Consider the following 16671-nt stretch of genomic DNA (forward strand, 5'->3'; position numbering starts at 1 on the left):
AGGCTACTACCTCCGCAGCAGCCCCTTGAAATGCGCGACGGCTCCGAGAGCGAATGTCGCAACGAGGATGAGGAACCCGAGCAGGAGCCCCAGCGGCACCGCCCAATGAATCAGACTGTACACCCCCGGGCTCGGCTCCACGGCCACCGGCGTGGGCCCCTGCCCGCCCGCGGCCGGCTGCCCGTCCGCGGGGTCGGTGGGCGGCGGGATGACGAGGGTGTCGATCGAGTCGGTGCTCGAGGACGGCCGGTAGGTCGCGATCCACGCCTTCAGGTCGCCGATCGGGTTGGCCGTGACGGTCGGCACCTTCGCGTCGACCGCCCCCACGGCGTCGATCAGCCCGTAGCCGTAGATCGGCCCGGGCACCGGCGAGCCCTTCGCGGTCGCCGTGGCGACGATGCGGTTGATCACGTTGTTCGCGTCGAGCTCCGGATGCGCGGCCTTCACGAGCGCCGCCAGCCCGCTCACCAGCGGCGCGGCTCCCGAGGTGCCGTCCCAGATGACGTAGCCGCCACCCGGCACCACGCCGACCAGCTGTTCGCTGGGCGCGGCCACCGCGATCGTGATGCCCTGCGAGGACGCGTCGAAGCTGGCGTCGCCGGCCTTGTCGACGCCGGCCACCGCGACGACCCCCGGGATGGTCGCGGGAGCCCCGACCTCGTTGGTGCCGCTCCCCCGGTTGCCGGCGGCCGCCACGACGACGACCCCGTGGTCGAAGGCGTAGGAGAACGCCTCGTCCCAGCTCTCCGGCCAGTCGAGGCTGTTGCGGGTCAGGGACATGTTGATGACGTCGGCCCCGTGGTCGACCGCCCAGCGCACGGCCTTGGCGATCTGGGCGTCGGAATCGACGGATCCCTCGCCGAGGGCCACGGAGATGGAGAGCAGCGACGCCTCGGGGGCCACCCCGAGAACGCCGTTGCCCGAACCGGTGCCGCGGCCCGCGATCAGCGAGGCGACCATGGTGCCGTGCTCCGAGCTGTCCCCCACCGGCTTCTGCCCGTCGGGCGAGCCGACGCCGGACATGTCGGTGCCGTCGACGACCGCGCCGCGCAGCTCGCGCACGCTCCCGTCGACGCCGGTGTCGATGACCGCCACCGTCGCGCCCTTGCCGCGGGTGGTGTCCCACGCATCCGTGAAGCCGTACCCGGAGAGCCAGTACTCGGCCGACCGCACCTCGTCGGCGTGCGCCGAAGCGGTCGGCGCGACCGTGGCGGAGGCCCCGAGGGGCAGCACGACGACCGCGCCGACCACGGCCACCACGAGGGCGGCGCGCTGGACGGCACGGGTGGTCATCAGAGCTCGATCGCGTAGTCGACGCACTCGCACACGAGCGGCGACCAGTCGCCGCGCTCGAGGGCGAGGTCACCGATCGGGTTGACGCCGGGGCCCGCCGCGAGGGCGTGCGCGGCCAGGGCGTGCAGGCACTTCACCCGGCTGGGCATGCCCCCGGCCGAGATGCCGGCGATCTCGGGGACGTCGCCGAACGTCGAACGGTCGGCGAGATAGGCCTGGTGGGCTGAGTGGTAGGCGGCGGCGAGCTCGTCGTCGGCCAGCGCATCCTGGAACTCGACCATCACGTGCTCGGCCTCGAGGTCGCTCATCGCCGCGGTCGCTGCCGGGTGCGACAGGTAGTAGAGGGTGGGGAACGGCGTGCCGTCGGCCAGCCGCGGGGCGGTGGCGACGACGGTCGGGTTGCCGCAGACGCAGCGCGCCGCGATGCCGAGCACGTTGCGCACGGGCCGGCCCAGCTGCGCCGACGCGACCGCGAGGTCGCGCTCGCTCGCGGGTTCGAAGGGCGGGGTGGTCATGGAACTCCTGGGGGTCAGCCGGTGGGCGCGGCGGGCTGCTGGTCGGTCGGCTGCTGGTCGGTCGGCTGCGGATCGGTGGGCTGCTGGCCGGCGGGCTGATGATCGGCGGGCAACTGACCGTCGCCCTGCAGCTCCGCGGGAGTCTGGGTCGACAGGCCCGCCGTCATCCCGGAGGAGAACAGCGACGACAGCCAGTCGACGTCGGTGGTGCTGATCGTGTCGCTCACGCCGCTGGGCGCATCATCGGCCGCCGGCGGCAGGTCGTCGACGATCAGGAAGCTGGTCTCGCCGGGCATCACGTAATAGAGCCGGTCGCGGGCCTCGGCCTTGATGTAGGCCGGGTCGCTCCAGCGGGCGATCTCGTCCGTCAGGTCGTTGTTCGCCTGTGTACGGTCGTCGACGGCCGCGTGGAGCGCGGCGAGCTGCTGGCGCTGCTCGATGTAGACCCTCAGGCCCGGCGCGATGATGACGACGAACATCACGATCACCACGAACATCAGCACGGTGAACCCCGAGAAGCGGATGCTGCGCAACCAGTTCGCGGGGGTGGCCGGAGACGCCGAATGCGGCAGCGCGACCGGCACCCGCGCTGTGCTGCGGGATGTCGGGGGGCGCTGCCGCATCGGAAACCTCTGGCTCTGGCGCTCCGGGATGGAGCGGCTGTTACGCGGTGAACCGGGGGAACGCGCCGCGACCGGCGTAGACCGCCGCCTCGGCGAGCTCCTCTTCGATCCTCAGCAACTGATTGTACTTAGCCACGCGCTCGCTGCGGGCAGGCGCACCGGTCTTGATCTGGCCGGCGTCGGTCGCCACCGCGAGGTCGGCGATCGTCGTGTCCTCGGTCTCACCGGAGCGGTGGGAGAGGATCGCGGTCATGCCGGAACGCTGCGCGAGCGCCACGGCGTCGAGCGTCTCGGTCAGCGTGCCGATCTGGTTGACCTTCACGAGGATCGAGTTGCCGGTGCCGCGGGCGATGCCGGTGGCCAGGCGCGAGGGGTTGGTGACGAACAGGTCGTCGCCGACCAGCTGCACCTTCGAGCCGATCTCGGAGGTCAGGTGGGCCCAGCCGTCCCAGTCGTCCTCGTTCAGCGGGTCTTCGATCGAGACCAGCGGGTAGTTCGCGACGAGGTCGGCGTAGTAGGCCGACATCTCTTCGGCCGAACGCTTCTGACCCTCGAAGTTGTAGACGCCGCCGTCGAAGAACTCCGACGCCGCGCAGTCGAGCGCGAGCGCGACGTCTTTGCCGGGCGTGAAGCCGGCCTGGGTGATGGCCTGCAGGATGAGGTCGAGCGCCTCGCGGTTGTTCGGCAGCTCGGGGGCGAAGCCGCCCTCGTCGCCGAGGCCGGTGGACAGGCCCTTCGACTTCAGCAGCGACTTGAGCGAGTGGTAGGTCTCGACGCCCCAGCGGAGGGCCTCGGAGAAGGTCTCGGCGCCCAGCGGCACCGCCATGAACTCCTGGATGTCGACGCCGGTGTCGGCGTGCGCGCCACCGTTGACGATGTTCATCAGCGGCACCGGGAGGACGTGGGCGTTCGGGCCGCCGACGTAGCGGAACAGGGGCAGGTCTGACGAGTCGGCCGCCGCGCGGGCCACGGCGAGCGAGACGCCGAGGATGGCGTTCGCGCCGAGGCGCTTCTTGTTGTCGGTGCCGTCGAGCGCGATCATCGCGCCGTCGACCAGGCGCTGATCGGTGGCGTCGAAGCCCTCGATCGCCGGGCCGATCTCGTCGATGACGGCGTCGACCGCCTTCTCGACACCCTTGCCGAGGTACCGGCCCTTGTCGCCGTCGCGCAGTTCGTACGCCTCGAAGGCGCCGGTGGAGGCGCCGGAGGGGACGGCGGCCCGCGAGACCACTCCGTCGTCGAGCAGAACCTCGACCTCGACGGTCGGGTTCCCTCGGGAGTCCAGAATTTCGCGAGCGCCAACGGCTTCGATGAGTGCCACGGGTGGTTTCTCCTCAGATATCAGGCAAAAGTCGGGCCGCGATTCCCGCGCGCCCGCCGGGGGTCAGTCTACCGAGTCGCGCCCGATGGCCTGCATGACGGCCACGGTCCGGAGCAACCAGTCGGTGAATTCCTCGGCGGTGTCGGTCTCGAGCGGGCGGTGCAGGGCGCAGTCGACGGCGGACATCACGAGGGTCACCGCGAGCTGGGCGCGCAGCGGCGAGGTGCGCTCCTCGGCCAGCTCGACGACGTCGGCGCGGAGGTCGGTCGCGAACTTGATGATGTCCGGCGCCACTTCGGGGCGCCTGGCGAGGAGGTCGCGGATGGCGGCGCGGTCCACGCCCTCGCGGGCCGTGTCGTCCATGATGCCGCCGACCAGGATGCACAGGTCGCGGACCAGGGCCCGCTCGCCGTCGCCGGCCAGGAAGGTCGCGCGCTGCGCATCCGTCACCTGGAACGACGACAGCCCGAGGATCGCCGAGACCTTCGAGGGGAAGTAGTTGAAGAAGGTGCGCGTCGAGACGCCGGCCTCGGAGCAGATCGCGTCGACCGACGCGGCGGCGGCGCCGTTCTCGGCGACCAGTCGCAGGGCGGCCTCGTGGATCGCGGTGCGGGTCTGATCCTTCTTGCGTTCCCGGAGGCCGGGTTTGGTGCCGGTCAGCGTCGTCATCGTCGCTCGATCCTGTCGTTGAAGGCGGAGAGGAGGCCCGCGAACTGGGCGAGGTCGTCGTCGCTCCAGTCGTCGAACACCTCGGCGTACACGGCCTGGGTCTGGTCGCGGATCGCGGCCAGCCGCGCCACCGTCTCCGCGGTCGGGCCGAAGAGGGCGGCGCGGCGGTCGTCCGGGTCGGGGACGCTGGTGACGAACCCGAGGTCTTTCAGGATGCGGAGCTGGCGGCTGACTGCACTCTTGTCCATCCCCATCCCGGCGATGATCTCGCCCGGGGGCACGGGATGGTGCTTCGCGACGTAGCCGAGGATGAGATACCCCGAAGGCTGGAGCTCGGGCGAGAAGCGCTGCGCGTTCTCGTGAATCACCGCGCGCACTCCCCTGAGCACCCGAGTCATCTCGGTCTCGACCGAGGCCAACGCGTCGGATCGGTCGAGAGGGCTCACAGCCTCCAGGGTATCCACTGTTCTCAACGCCGGTCGAGCTCGCCCTCGGCGCGCTGCCCCGGAGCGTCGTCGGCGAACTCGAGCGCGATGCCCTCGGTGTCGGCGGCGACCTCGGCCCCGGAGACGGCGATCACGGTCGATGCCTCCTTCTCGGCCAGCTGCTCGACCGAGGTCTTCGTGCCGAGCGAGCGGTTGGGCAGCAGGGCGATCGCGATGATCGAGATGACGGCCAGCGGCACCGCGATCAGGAAGACGTCGGCGACGGCCTCGCCGTAGGCCGACTCGACCAGGGTGCGGATCGGGTCGGGCAGCGTCGACAGGTTCGGGATGCCCCCGTCGCCGAGGCCGCCGGCCTGCGACGGGTCGACGCCCAGCTTCACCAGGCCGTCGGTGACCAGCGACGTGATGCGGCTGCCGAGCACGGCGCCCATCACGCTCACGCCGATCGTGCCGCCGAGGCTGCGGAAGAAGGCCACCGAGGCGCTGGCGACGCCGATCTGCCGCGGGTCGACCGCGTTCTGCACGATCAGCACCAGGTTCTGCATCACCATGCCGACGCCGGCGCCCATCACGAACATGTAGAGGAAGACCAGGCCGAAGTCGGTGTCGTACCGGATCGTGCTCATCAGCGCGAGGCCGATCGTGAGCAGGATCGAACCGGTCACCATGTACCGCTTCCACTTGCCGGTGCGGCTGATGACCTGGCCGATCACGATGGAGGAGACCAGCACCCCGGCGATCATCGGGATCGTGTAGAGGCCCGACTCGGTCGGGGTCTTGCCGCGGGCCAGCTGCATGTACTGGCTGAGGAACACGCTGGTGCCGAACATCGCGACGCCCACCGAGATCGAGGCGACGACCGCGAGCCAGAAGGTGCGGTTCGTGAACAGCGTCATCGGGATGATCGGCTCCTTGACCTTGAACTCGGTCAGCACGGCCAGGCCCAGCAGCACGACGGCGCCGGCGACCATCAGGATGCTCGCGACCGAGCCCCACTCGAACTGGTTGCCCGCGAGGGTCACCCAGATCAGCAGCAGCGACACGCCACCGGCGATCAGGGCCGCGCCCAGGTAGTCGATCTTCACGGCACGGCGGATGGTCGGGATGCGCAGGGTGCGCTGCAGCACGATGATCGCCGCGACGGCGAACGGCACCGCGATGTAGAAGTTCCAGCGCCAGCCGATCGAGTCGGTGATCACACCGCCCAGGAGCGGGCCGCCCACCGTGGCCACGGCCATGACGGCGCCGAGGAGCCCCATGTACCGGCCGCGCTCACGGGGCGGGATGATGTCGGCCATGGCGACCTGCACCAGGGCGGTCAGGCCGCCGGCGCCGAGGCCCTGCAGCACGCGGAAGAAGATGAGCATCTCGGTGGACTGGCTGAGGCCGGCCAGTCCCGAGCCCACGACGAAGACGACGAGCGAGATCTGGATGAGCAGCTTGCGGTTGGTCAGATCGGCGAGCTTGCCCCAGATGGGCGTCGAGACCGTGGTGGCCAGCAGGGTCGCGGTGACGACCCAGGTGTACCCGGACTGCGTTCCGCCCAGGTCGCCGATGATCTTCGGCAGCGAGCTCGAGACGACCGTGCTGGCGAGCATCGCCACGAACAGGCCGAGCAGGAGCCCCGAGAGCGGGACGAGGACCCCGCGCCGGGAGGTCGCGTCGGCGGTGGGCGCCGGCGCTTCAGAGGTTTTCAGGGACACGTCACTCCAAAAGTAAAAAGTTGATCTGCGTCAACAATACCTCTGTTGTTGACGCAGATCAACTAATTACTGCAGAAAGTGCAAACTTTCCCCCTCTGCACGTCTTAGAGCGACTCCCCCGCCGTGATCGCCTCGGCCTCGACGACCTCGGACTCGCCGTGACCGGCGATCTCGTGGTCGATGTGGGCGATCGCGCGGTGACCGAAGATGACGATCAGCGAGGCGACGACGACCGATCCGGCGGCGACATAGAAGGGCGTGGCGGCCGTGAAGGCGGCGGCGATCAGCGAGGCCACCGGCGGGGCGACCGCTCCGCCGAGGAACCGCACCGCGGAGTACGCCGAGGAGGCCACGGGGCGCGGCAGGTCGGTGGCGGCCATCACGGACTCAGTGAGCACCGTGTTCATGACCCCCAGCAGGGCTCCGCCGATGACCACGCAGGTGATGAGGCCGGCGGTGTTCGCGACCAGGAGCCCTGCGCCGACCAGGTCGACGCCGAGCAGGATGAGCACGATCCAGAGCACGCGGGTGCGCGGGATGCGGCGGGTCAGCAGGGGCGCCACCCAGACCGAGGTGATCGCCACGGCCAGTCCCCAGCCGAAGAAGGTCAGGCCGAGGCCGATCTCGTTCAGCCCGAGCGGGAACGGGGTGTACGCCAGCAGGATGAAGAACCCGATGTTGTAGAACAGCGCCGCGATCGCGAGCACGGCCAGGGCCGGGCGGGCGAGGGCCTTGAACGGCGCAGAGAGCGGCGTCGGGACGGGCTTCTCGGTCGGCTTCTTCATCAGGGTGAAGATCGAGATGAAGCCGATCGCCATCAGCACGCTGGTGCCGAAGAACGGTCCGCGCCAGCTGATCGAGCCCAGCAGGCCGCCGAGCAGCGGGCCGATCGCGATGCCGAGGCCGAGGGCGGCCTCGTACAGGATGATCGCCGAGCTCGCACCACCCGAGGCGGCGCCCACGATGGTGGCGAGGGCCGTCGAGATGAACAGCGCGTTGCCGAGGCCCCAGCCGGCCCGGAAGCCGATGACCGACTCGACGTTGCCGGAGAGACCGGCCAGGAGCGCGAACACCACGATCAGGGCGAGCCCGATCAGGAGGGTGCGGCGCGCGCCGATCCGGGTCGAGATCCAGCTCGTGAAGAGCATCGCGAAGCCCGTGATCAGCAGGTAGCTCGTGAACAGGAGCGAGGTCTGGGTCTGCGTCGCATCGAGGCTGTCGGCGATGGCCGGCAGGATGGGGTCGACCAGGCCGATCCCCATGAACGCGATGACGCAGGCGAAGGCCACGGCCCAGACGGCTTTGGGCTGGTGCAGGATCGAGTTCTTCCCCGCGGTCCCGGTCCGTTCTGCCGTGGCCGTCATCAGGCGGCCCGCACGACGTCGGAGGCGCGGACGTCGGTGCACTCGTGGAGCAGATCGACGGCGCGGGTGATGGTCTCGATCTGGTCGCGGTCGAGGTCGTCGAACAGCGGGGCCAGGGCCTGGCCGAGGCGGGCGCGCCATTCGCCGAGGGCCTTGATGCCCTTCGGGGCGAGCGCGATCTGCCAGGCGCGGGCGTCGTCGACGTCGGCGATCCGGCGGATCCACTCGAGTTCGTTGAGGTTGGCGACGATCTTGGTCATCGTCGGCTGGGTCACACGGCTCTGCTTGGCGAGTTCGCCGAGTCGCATGGGACCGAAGGTGCTGAGCACGCTCAGCGTGCGCCAGGTCGCCGGCGAAGTGGTGTCGCCGGTGGCGCGGGCCGCGATCCGGGTGAGGCGGTGGGTGACCGACACGAGGTCGGACAGGAGGTCGGAGAGCTCCTGAGTCGGAGCGGATTCGTTATTCACGGTTAACTATCTTACATAGCTCAGCTATGTATCGGTCACTCCGGAAGGAATTCGTCTCCGGAAGCCGCTCTCAGCCGCGCCCAGCCACGCCGAGCCGCCTCAGCTTCCGAGCGGGCGCACCTCGAGCTCGTCCGCATCCGTCGTCTCGCGCCCCACGATCGCGAAGCTCGTGAACCCGGCGGCCGCGGCACGATCCAGCAGCGGGGCGAGGTTCTTGGTGCGGCGCTCGAGCCGCACGCGGGCCCCGCGGGCGACCAGCTGCGCCTTGAGGGTGAGCAGCCGCGTCGGGCCGGCGGCCTTGTCGTGCACGAGCACGATCGACTCCCCCGCCTGCTCGGCCGGGTCGGCGATCAGGTCGATGATGCGCTCGAAGCCGATCGAGAACCCGCAGGCGGGCACCTCCTCACCGAGGAAACGGCCGATCATGCCGTCGTAACGGCCGCCGCCGCCGAGCGAGAAGCTGAACTCCGGGTGCTCGATCTCGAAGATCGTGCCGGTGTAGTAGCCCATCCCCCGCACGAGGAACGGATCGAAGACCAGCACGCCGTCGACGTCGGCCTCGCGGAGGGCGTCGCCGATCGCGGCCAGGCCGGCCACCGCATCCGGAGCCACCCCCGCGGGCAGCACGGCCGTCACGGCCTCGGCGCTGAGCAGCGTCGACTCGACCGGGAGCACGTCGCCCTCGGCGGTGCCGCTGCCGGCGACGGCCGGCGGGGTGCGCTCGAAGTACGCCGCGAGCGCGTCGACGGCCGATGCCGTCGCCTCCTTCGCCCGCAGTTCGTCGATCACGCCCGTCGTTCCGACCTTGTCGAGCTTGTCGACCGTGATCAGCACCGCGGAGTGCTCCTCGGGGGCGAAACCGAAGGCCTCCAGCATCCCGATCAGGATGCGGCGGTCGTTGATGCGGATGCGGCAGCCGGCGAGGCCCAGCGTATCCAGCGTCGCGAGGGTCGCGGTGAGCAGCTCGATCTCGGCCAGGATGCCTGGCTCGCCGATGACGTCGATGTCGCACTGCACGAACTGGCGGTAGCGACCCTTCTGCGGTCGCTCGGCACGCCAGACGGGGGCGATCTGCACGGCGCGGAACACCTGCGGCAGGTCGGCGCGGTGCGAGGCATAGAACCGGGCGAGCGGCACGGTCAGGTCGAAGCGAAGCCCGAGGTCGGCGAGCGCGTCGGGGTCGTCGGCCTCGGCCGCGCGGGCGAGCGCCTCGGCGTCGAGCCCGCGCTTCATGACGTTGAAGGCCAGCTTCTCGTTGTCGCCGCCGAGGCCGGAGTGCAGGCGGGCGAAGTCTTCGACGACCGGGGTCTCGATCTCGTCGAACCCGTGCGCGGCGTAGGTCGAGCGGATGCGCGCCAGCACCCGCTCCCGCTTCGCCTTGTCGCCGGGGAGGAAGTCGCGCATGCCGCGCGGCGGGGAGACGGGAGCAGCCATGGTTCCAGGGTACCGAAGCCGCGCACCCGGTTCCGTCGGGGCGGCACCGGTAGGGTCGGGAGGGACCGCCGCGATCGAACCGGAAGGCTCCATGAGCGACCCGCAGCCTGATTTCTCCTCGTATCCCCCGCCGACGCCGCCAGGGCAGGCGCCGGGGCAGCCGTGGGGCGGGCCGCCGCCGGCTGGGCAGTCGCTGGGCGGTCAGGCGCTGGGTCAGGCGCCTGCAGGTCAGCCGCTCGGCGGGCCGGTCGGGCTGGTCGGGCTGGTCGTCGACGACCTGCGGCGGTCGTTCGGCGAGGTGCACGCGGTGCGATCGGTGAGCTTCCACACCGAGCCCGGGTCGATCACGGCCCTGATCGGGCCGAACGGATCGGGCAAGACGACCCTCATGCTCATGCTCGCGACCCTGTTGCGACCGGATGCAGGACGCATCCGGCTGCGGGTCGGCGACACCGAGCTCGACCCGGTCGCCGAGCCGCAGCGCGTGCGGCCGCTGATCGGCTGGATGCCGGACAGTCTCGGATCCTGGGCCAACCTCACCGTGCGCCAGGCGCTCGAGTCGACGGTGCGGATGTACGGGCATCCGCGAGCCGTCGCCGCCCAGCGCGCGCAGGCGCTGGTCGGCCTGGTCGGGCTCGAGTCGCTCGCCGGCCGCCCGACCCGCGTGCTCTCGCGCGGCCAGAAGCAGAAGCTGAGTCTCGCCCGGGCCCTCGCGAACGAGCCCGGGCTCCTGCTGCTCGACGAGCCGGCCTCGGGGCTCGACCCCGTCGCCCGCATCGAGCTGCGCGAACTGCTGCAGCGCCTGGCCGGCGAGGGGCGCACGGTGCTGATCTCCAGCCACGTGCTCTCCGAGCTCGACGAGGTCGCGACGGATGCGGTGTACCTCGACCACGGCGTGACCGCGTCGCAGGATGCGGTGGCCGCGGTGCGCGCCGCGGCCCGGCTCTGGCGCATCAAGGCCCTCGACGGGTTCGCCCTGGGCCCGGCCCTGGAGTCGATCGGGGTCGACCGCGCGCGGATCGGCGCCGACACCCAGGGGTTCACCGTCTCGATGACCGACGACGCGGATGCGGCGGCCGTGCTCGCCGCCGTCGTCGCGGCCGGCGTGCGCGTGACCTGGTTCGCGCCCGCGAGCGGAGAGCTCGAACGCACGATGCAGGCGCTGCAGGGCGGGGGGATGGCATGAACGGCGGTTTCGCGGGCTTCAGTGGCTTCTGGCGGGGCGTCGGCCTCATCCTCGGCCTCGAACTGCGGCAGCGGGTGCGCGGGGTGGCCTGGTACGTCATCCTCGGCGTCTTCTTCGCCCTGATCGCGCTCGTCACGATCGCGGTGACGGTGCTCGCCGGCGGCCTCGGCTCCAGCGGCGGCACCCTGTTCTCGTCGATCGTCTTCTTCGTGCTGCTGCTCGCGAGCCTGATCTCGCCCGCGCTCTCGGGCAATGCGATCAACGGCGAACGCGAGGGCGGCACGCTCGCGACGATCCAGGTGACCAGCGTCACGACCGGGCAGATCGTGATCGGCAAGTGGCTCGCCGCGTGGATCGCGTCGCTGGCGCTGCTGGTCGTGACCGTACCCTTCCTGCTCGTCGCCATCGGGATCGGCGACGTGTCGGCGGCGACCGTGCTCTCCTCGCTCGGCATCCTGCTCGCCGAGCTGGGGGTCCTCGCGGCGCTGGGGGTCGGGCTCTCCGGCCTCATCCGCAAGCCGCTGTTCTCGGTGGTGGTCAGCTACCTCACGGTCGCGGCGCTCTCACTCGGCACTCTGATCGCCTTCGGGCTGGGCGGAGCGGTCACCCAGACGCCGTACACGCAGACCACCGTGACCTCGGTCTACAACGCCGACGGCACCTACACCTGCTCCGACGTCACGACCTCGACCTACACGGCGCCCCGTTTCGACTACTACTGGGGCCTGCTGGTGCTGAACCCCTACGTGATCGTGGCGGATGCGTCGGCCGGCGACTTCGACTCCTCCGGCAACCCGACGAACGTGTTCGGCTACATCGCCTCCGGGGTCCGCTCGGCGCAGCAGGCACCCGAGACCGACCGCTACGTCGACTACTGCACCGACAGCAACGGCTTCGGCGACGGCTTCCGCGACGACGGCCCGACGGCCGAGGAGCTGCTGCGCACCGGCGTGCCCAGCTGGTTCATCGGCCTGGCGCTGCAATCGGCGTTGGCGGCCCTGGCGCTCTTCGGCGCCTGGCGGGCCACCCGCACCCCCGCCCGCCGCCTGGCCCGGGGCAGCCGCATCGCCTGACCCGGCAGGCGGCCGTCGGCTACTCGGCCGCCTTGATGTCTTCGCGGAGGGCGCGGAGGGTGGTGCGGAGGGCGCGCTCGGCATCGAGGCCCTGGGACTTCGCGGCCGCCACGAGGGCGAGGAGACGAGCTCCGAGCTCCTCCTCGGTGGCGGCGGCGGGCGCGGCCGGGGTCGGCTCGACGCCGACCTTTGCGGCCTTGCCGAGGAGTTTGTCGGCCAGGGCGAGGGAGGGCATGCCGAGCGGGATGCCGTCGAGCACGCTCGTGCGGGCCGGCTTCTCGGCCGCCTTGAAGGTGTCCCAGGCGTTCTCGACGTCGCCCGCCGTCGAGAGGTCGAGGTCGCCGAAGACGTGCGGATGACGCCCGACCATCTTGGCGGTCATGTGCGCCGCGACATCCTGGATGTCGAAGTCCTCCCCCGCGGTCTGCGAGGCGATGTCGGCGTGGAAGACCACCTGGTACAGCACGTCGCCGAGCTCCTCGAGCATCGCGTCCCGGTCGCCGGACTCGATCGCGTCGATCAGCTCGTGCGACTCCTCGACGAGGTACTGCACGAGCGAGGCGTGGGTCTGCTCCGCATCCCACGGGCACCCGCCCGGTGCCCGCAGCACCGCGGTGACGGCGACCAGCTTCTCGAGCTCGGTAGGTGCATCCGGAATGGTGATTGCCATGAAAGAAGTCTCCCCCACCTCCCCGCCGAGAAGTCATCTCTCCGTCTAAAACCAGGGATTTGGACGTGAAAGTGACTTCTCGGCGGGAGGGGATCAGGTCTGGGGGGCGGGGGTTTTGGCGGGGGCGAAGATGGTGTCCAGGAGCTGGGTGACCCAGGCGATCAGCTCCGCGTCGGCGAGCGGCTTGCCGTCGACGACCGGCATGGGCACCGAGACCGCGTTGGTCTGGGCGAAGTACTTCGAGCCGGAGTACATGCGCTGCAGCCGCACCTGGAGCGAGTCCGGCAGGTCGGCCGGAGCCACCCGCAGGTTCGAGCCCATCGTCACCACCTCGCCGAGCGAGGCCTTCTGGGCCAGCCGGCGCAGGCGCGACACCGCGATCAGGCTCTGCACCGGGGCGGGCGGCGCGCCGTAGCGGTCGGTGAGCTCCTCGAGGACCCGGTCGATCGCATCCTCGGACGCGGTCGGGGCCGACGCCGTCGAGAGCTTCTGGTAGGCCTCGAGTCGCAGCCGCTCGCTGTCGACGTAGTCGTCGGGGATGTGCGCATCCACCGGCAGTTCGAGCCGCAGCTCGGTCTGGCCCTCGGCCACGTCGCCGCGGAAGGTCGAGACCGCCTCGCCGATCATCCGCAGGTAGAGGTCGAAGCCGACGCCGGCGATGTGCCCGGCCTGCTCACCGCCCAGGAGGTTTCCCGCTCCGCGGATCTCGAGGTCCTTCAGCGCGACCTGCATGCCCGAGCCGAGCTCGTTGTTGGCCGCCAGGGTGCTCAGCCGGTCGTTCGCCGTCTCGGACAGCGGCTTGTGCTCGTCGAACAGCAGATACGCGTAGGCGCGCTCGCGCCCACGGCCGACCCGCCCGCGCAGCTGGTGCAGCTGCGAGAGCCCGTACTTGTCGGCCCGGTCGACGATCAGCGTGTTCGCGTTGGCGATGTCGATTCCGGTCTCGATGATCGTGGTCGAGACGAGCACGTCGAACTTGCGCTCCCAGAAGTCGACGATCACCTGTTCGAGCACGTGCTCGTTCATCTGCCCGTGCGCCACGGCGACCCGTGCCTCGGGAACCAGCTCGGCGATCTGCGCGGCGACCCGGTTGATCGAGGAGACCCGGTTGTGCACGAAGAACACCTGACCCTCGCGCAGCAGTTCGCGGCGGATGGCGGCCGCCACCTGCTTGTCCGAGTACGGCCCCACGAAGGTGAGGATCGGGTGCCGGTCCTCCGGCGGTGTCGCGAGCGTCGACATCTCGCGGATGCCGGTGACCGCCATCTCCAGCGTGCGCGGGATGGGCGTGGCGCTCATCGCGAGGATGTCGACGTTGGTCTTGAGCTTCTTCAGCTGATCCTTGTGCTCGACGCCGAAGCGCTGCTCCTCGTCGATGATCAGCAGCCCCAGGTCTTTGAAGACGATGTTGTCGCTCAGGATGCGGTGGGTCGCGATCACGACGTCGACCGTGCCGTCGGCGAGCCCCGCGATCGTCTCCTTCACCTCTTTGTCGGTCTGGAACCGGCTGAGGGCCTTGAGGTGCACCGGGAACCCGGCGAACCGCTCCTGGAAGGTCTCGAGGTGCTGACGCACCAGCAGGGTCGTCGGCACGAGCATCGCGACCTGCTTGCCGTCCTGCACCGCCTTGAACGCCGCCCGGATCGCGATCTCGGTCTTGCCGAAGCCGACGTCGCCCGAGAGCAGGCGGTCCATCGGGATGGGCCGCTCCATGTCGGCCTTGACCTCGTCGATCACCGTGAGCTGGTCAGGGGTCTCCTGGAACGGGAACGACTCCTCCAGCTCGTGCTGCCAGGGCGTGTCGGGGCCGAAGGCGTGGCCCTTCGAGGCCATGCGCGCCGAGTAGAGCTTGACCAGCTCGACCGCGATGTCGCGCACGGCCTTCCGCGCCTTGCCCTTCGCGGCCGACCAGTCGCTCCCGCCCATCTTGCTGAGGCTCGGGGCCTCGCCGCCGACGTAACGGCTCAGCAGGTCGAGCTGGTCGGTCGGCACGTAGAGCTTGTCGCCCGGGTAGCCGCGCTTGCTCGGCGCGTACTCGATCACCAGGTACTCGCGGGTGGTCTTGATCGCGTTGCGGCCACCGCTGGAGACCTCGCGCTGGGTGAGCTCGAGGAACTTGCCGATGCCGTGCGTGGAGTGCACCACGAAGTCGCCGGCCTTCAGCTGCAGCGGGTCGACGACGTTCTTGCGGCGGCTCGCGAGCTTCTTGACCTGGCGGGTGTCGTAGCCGATCGTGCGGCCGTAGAACTCGGTCTCGCCGATCAGCGCGAGCTTGAGCTCGGGTATCTCGAAGCCGTGCTCGACCGGGGCCTTCACCAGGTAGGCGACCCCTGCATCCGGAGTCTCGGGGAAAGCCTCGACCATGCGGGCCGGGATCTCGCGCTCGGAGAGCACGTCGTTCGCGCGCTCGACGAGGCCCTGGCCCTTGGCCGCGACGGCGACCACCCAGCCGTCGGCGAGCCGGCGGCCGACGTGCTCGATCGCGCCCTCGGCGTTGCCCTGGAAGCTCGGCACGGCGTCGGCCTGGATGCGGAGGGTGAGGTGCTCTTCGATCTCGCGGTGCTCGGGCAGGATCTCGTCGTCGGCGGGGCCCTGCTGGAACTCGCTGAGGGTCCACCACGGCCGGTTCGTGCCGGCGGCGTGCCGGAGCTGGGTGAGGCTGATGAACTCGCCCGAGGCCAGGTCGATCGGGGCCTCGGCGCCGGCGGTCGCGGCTGTCCAGGCGGCGGAGAGGAACTCGCGGTTCGTCTCGGAGAGGTTCACGGCGCGGGTCGCGACCCGCTCGGGGCTGACGACGGCGACGGCCGCGCCTTCGGGCAGGTAGTGGGCGACGGTGACGAGCTCGTCGAGCAGGGCCGGCGCGAGGGACTCCATGCCCTCGACCGGGATGCCGGCCGAGATCTTCTCGAGCATGCCGGACAGGCTCGGGAACTCGTGCTGCATCTCGCGGGCGCGCTGGCGAACGGCCTCGGAGAGCAGCAGTTCGCGGCTCGGCGGGAGGCTCACGGTGTCGACCGTGGTCTCGAGGGAGCGCTGGTCGGCGACCGAGAAGGCGCGGATCTCCTCGACCTCGTCGCCGAAGAAGTCGACCCGGTACGGATGCTCGGCGATCGGCGGGAAGACATCGAGGATGCCGCCGCGCACCGCGTACTCGCCGCGGCGGGTGACCATGTCGACGCGGGAGTACGCGAGCTCGACCAGCTGGAGGGAGAGGGCGGAGAGGTCGAAGCCGCGGGCGCCGCGGGTGAGGGTGACGGGTTCGAGCTCGGTGAGGTTGGAGGCGATCGGCTGCAGCGCGGCGCGGACGGAGGCGACGACGACCACGGGGGGTCGGGGGGCTTCTTTCCCCCGTTCCCATTCGACCAGGCGGCGGAGGGCGTCGATGCGCTTGCCCACGATCTCGGCGCTCGGGCTGAGACGCTCGTGCGGCAGGGTCTCCCAGGCCGGGAACTCGATGATCTGGGCTTCGGGGAGGAAGCAGGCGAGGCTCTCGCGCAGCTTCTCGGACTCGCGGCCCGTGGCCGTGACCACGAGCATGGCCGCCGGGAGATCGCGTTCGACGCGACGGCGCATCATGGCCGCGATGAACGGTGCCCGGATGCCTTCAGGGAGCGAGAAGTCGCTGTCGCGACCCGCGTTCGCGAGGGCCTTTTCGACGGAGGAGGCGCGCGAGAGTTCGTCGATAAAGGCCTGGAGGGTCACCCTGTTAGTTTACGCCGGTGCCCGCAGCCTGCGGCGGCGGGTACCGGCGCTCGCGCCGCCGCCTCTGCGGCGCGAGGCGACATGTTCGTGTGCGGTCGCTGACGCGGCCGCGCACTCACTCCGGGTCGTCGGGTACGGCCTGCGGCTTCGCATCCCCCCTGCGCGTCCGGGTGAGGCAGCCTGCCCAGCGGTGGCTGCGAGTGAC

At 70.5% G+C, this 16671-nt stretch carries 14 protein-coding genes; 2 read left to right on the plus strand and 12 right to left on the minus strand.

The annotated features are described in order from the left end of the window. Positions 1-6: 6 nt before the first annotated feature. The 10 genes from AC59HU_RS09150 to hisS form a co-directional block, all read right to left on the minus strand. The gene (locus AC59HU_RS09150; RefSeq protein ID WP_497223070.1) at positions 7-1293 is read right to left on the minus strand and encodes a S8 family serine peptidase; all 1287 of its coding nucleotides are present in this window, start codon (positions 1291-1293) and stop codon (positions 7-9) included. Beyond that, a complete protein-coding gene (locus AC59HU_RS09155) occupies positions 1293-1808 on the minus strand; it encodes a DUF501 domain-containing protein (protein WP_497223071.1) in 516 nt (171 codons plus the stop codon). Before AC59HU_RS09155 ends, AC59HU_RS09150 begins: the two co-directional genes overlap by 1 nt. 14 nt (positions 1809-1822) lie before the next feature. After that, the gene (locus AC59HU_RS09160; protein ID WP_497223072.1) at positions 1823-2431 is read right to left on the minus strand and encodes an FtsB family cell division protein; all 609 of its coding nucleotides are present in this window, start codon (positions 2429-2431) and stop codon (positions 1823-1825) included. A 40-nt stretch (positions 2432-2471) separates the two neighbouring features. Continuing rightward, positions 2472-3752, minus strand: a complete 1281-nt coding sequence (gene eno, locus AC59HU_RS09165; protein ID WP_497223073.1) for a phosphopyruvate hydratase — start codon at positions 3750-3752, stop codon at positions 2472-2474. A 63-nt stretch (positions 3753-3815) separates the two neighbouring features. After that, positions 3816-4421, minus strand: a complete 606-nt coding sequence (locus AC59HU_RS09170; RefSeq protein ID WP_497223074.1) for a TetR/AcrR family transcriptional regulator — start codon at positions 4419-4421, stop codon at positions 3816-3818. Next, positions 4418-4867 carry a MarR family winged helix-turn-helix transcriptional regulator gene (locus AC59HU_RS09175; protein WP_497223075.1) on the minus strand — a complete coding sequence of 150 codons (450 nt, stop codon included), beginning with the start codon at positions 4865-4867 and terminating at the stop codon, positions 4418-4420. The genes AC59HU_RS09170 and AC59HU_RS09175 overlap by 4 nt, the downstream gene beginning before the upstream one ends. 23 nt (positions 4868-4890) lie before the next feature. Beyond that, positions 4891-6570, minus strand: coding sequence for an MDR family MFS transporter (locus AC59HU_RS09180; RefSeq protein WP_497223076.1), 1680 nt, complete (start codon positions 6568-6570; stop codon positions 4891-4893). A gap of 104 nt (positions 6571-6674) precedes the next feature. Beyond that, positions 6675-7934: an MFS transporter gene (locus AC59HU_RS09185; RefSeq protein WP_497223077.1), complete on the minus strand. Its 1260-nt coding sequence runs from the start codon at positions 7932-7934 to the stop codon at positions 6675-6677. Continuing rightward, positions 7934-8401, minus strand: coding sequence for a MarR family winged helix-turn-helix transcriptional regulator (locus AC59HU_RS09190; protein WP_497223078.1), 468 nt, complete (start codon positions 8399-8401; stop codon positions 7934-7936). The genes AC59HU_RS09185 and AC59HU_RS09190 overlap by 1 nt, the downstream gene beginning before the upstream one ends. A 99-nt stretch (positions 8402-8500) precedes the next feature. Beyond that, entirely contained in the window at positions 8501-9835 is a 1335-nt protein-coding gene (gene hisS / locus AC59HU_RS09195) for a histidine--tRNA ligase (protein ID WP_497223079.1), read from the minus strand. 91 nt (positions 9836-9926) lie between these two features. Between hisS and AC59HU_RS09200 the strand changes: the two genes are divergently transcribed. Both AC59HU_RS09200 and AC59HU_RS09205 read left to right on the plus strand, forming a co-directional pair. Then, a complete protein-coding gene (locus AC59HU_RS09200) occupies positions 9927-11021 on the plus strand; it encodes an ABC transporter ATP-binding protein (RefSeq protein WP_497223080.1) in 1095 nt (364 codons plus the stop codon). Continuing rightward, complete coding sequence (locus tag AC59HU_RS09205; RefSeq protein ID WP_497223081.1) at positions 11018-12094, plus strand: ABC transporter permease; 1077 nt, start codon at positions 11018-11020, stop codon at positions 12092-12094. Before AC59HU_RS09200 ends, AC59HU_RS09205 begins: the two co-directional genes overlap by 4 nt. A gap of 19 nt (positions 12095-12113) precedes the next feature. Here AC59HU_RS09205 and AC59HU_RS09210 read toward each other — a convergent pair whose 3' ends face one another. Both AC59HU_RS09210 and mfd read right to left on the minus strand, forming a co-directional pair. After that, on the minus strand, positions 12114-12764 hold the full coding sequence (locus AC59HU_RS09210; RefSeq protein ID WP_497223082.1) for a nucleoside triphosphate pyrophosphohydrolase: 651 nt from the start codon (positions 12762-12764) through the stop codon (positions 12114-12116). 93 nt (positions 12765-12857) lie between these two features. Next, the gene (gene mfd, locus AC59HU_RS09215) at positions 12858-16466 is read right to left on the minus strand and encodes a transcription-repair coupling factor (protein WP_497223083.1); all 3609 of its coding nucleotides are present in this window, start codon (positions 16464-16466) and stop codon (positions 12858-12860) included. Positions 16467-16671: the final 205 nt, after the last annotated feature.

It is taken from the genome of Herbiconiux sp. 320_LB (assembly GCF_059691755.1).

Excerpts from the sequence above, each read along its gene's own strand:
- AC59HU_RS09150 (WP_497223070.1), bottom strand. The coding sequence starts at position 1,293 with ATGACCACCCGTGCCGTCCAGCGCGCCGCCCTCGTGGTGGCCGTGGTC.
- AC59HU_RS09155 (WP_497223071.1), bottom strand. The coding sequence starts at position 1,808 with ATGACCACCCCGCCCTTCGAACCCGCGAGCGAGCGCGACCTCGCGGTC.
- AC59HU_RS09160 (WP_497223072.1), bottom strand. The coding sequence starts at position 2,431 with ATGCGGCAGCGCCCCCCGACATCCCGCAGCACAGCGCGGGTGCCGGTC.
- AC59HU_RS09170 (WP_497223074.1), bottom strand. The coding sequence starts at position 4,421 with ATGACGACGCTGACCGGCACCAAACCCGGCCTCCGGGAACGCAAGAAG.
- AC59HU_RS09185 (WP_497223077.1), bottom strand. The coding sequence starts at position 7,934 with ATGACGGCCACGGCAGAACGGACCGGGACCGCGGGGAAGAACTCGATC.
- hisS (WP_497223079.1), bottom strand. The coding sequence starts at position 9,835 with ATGGCTGCTCCCGTCTCCCCGCCGCGCGGCATGCGCGACTTCCTCCCC.
- AC59HU_RS09200 (WP_497223080.1), top strand. The coding sequence starts at position 9,927 with ATGAGCGACCCGCAGCCTGATTTCTCCTCGTATCCCCCGCCGACGCCG.
- AC59HU_RS09205 (WP_497223081.1), top strand. The coding sequence starts at position 11,018 with ATGAACGGCGGTTTCGCGGGCTTCAGTGGCTTCTGGCGGGGCGTCGGC.
- AC59HU_RS09210 (WP_497223082.1), bottom strand. The coding sequence starts at position 12,764 with ATGGCAATCACCATTCCGGATGCACCTACCGAGCTCGAGAAGCTGGTC.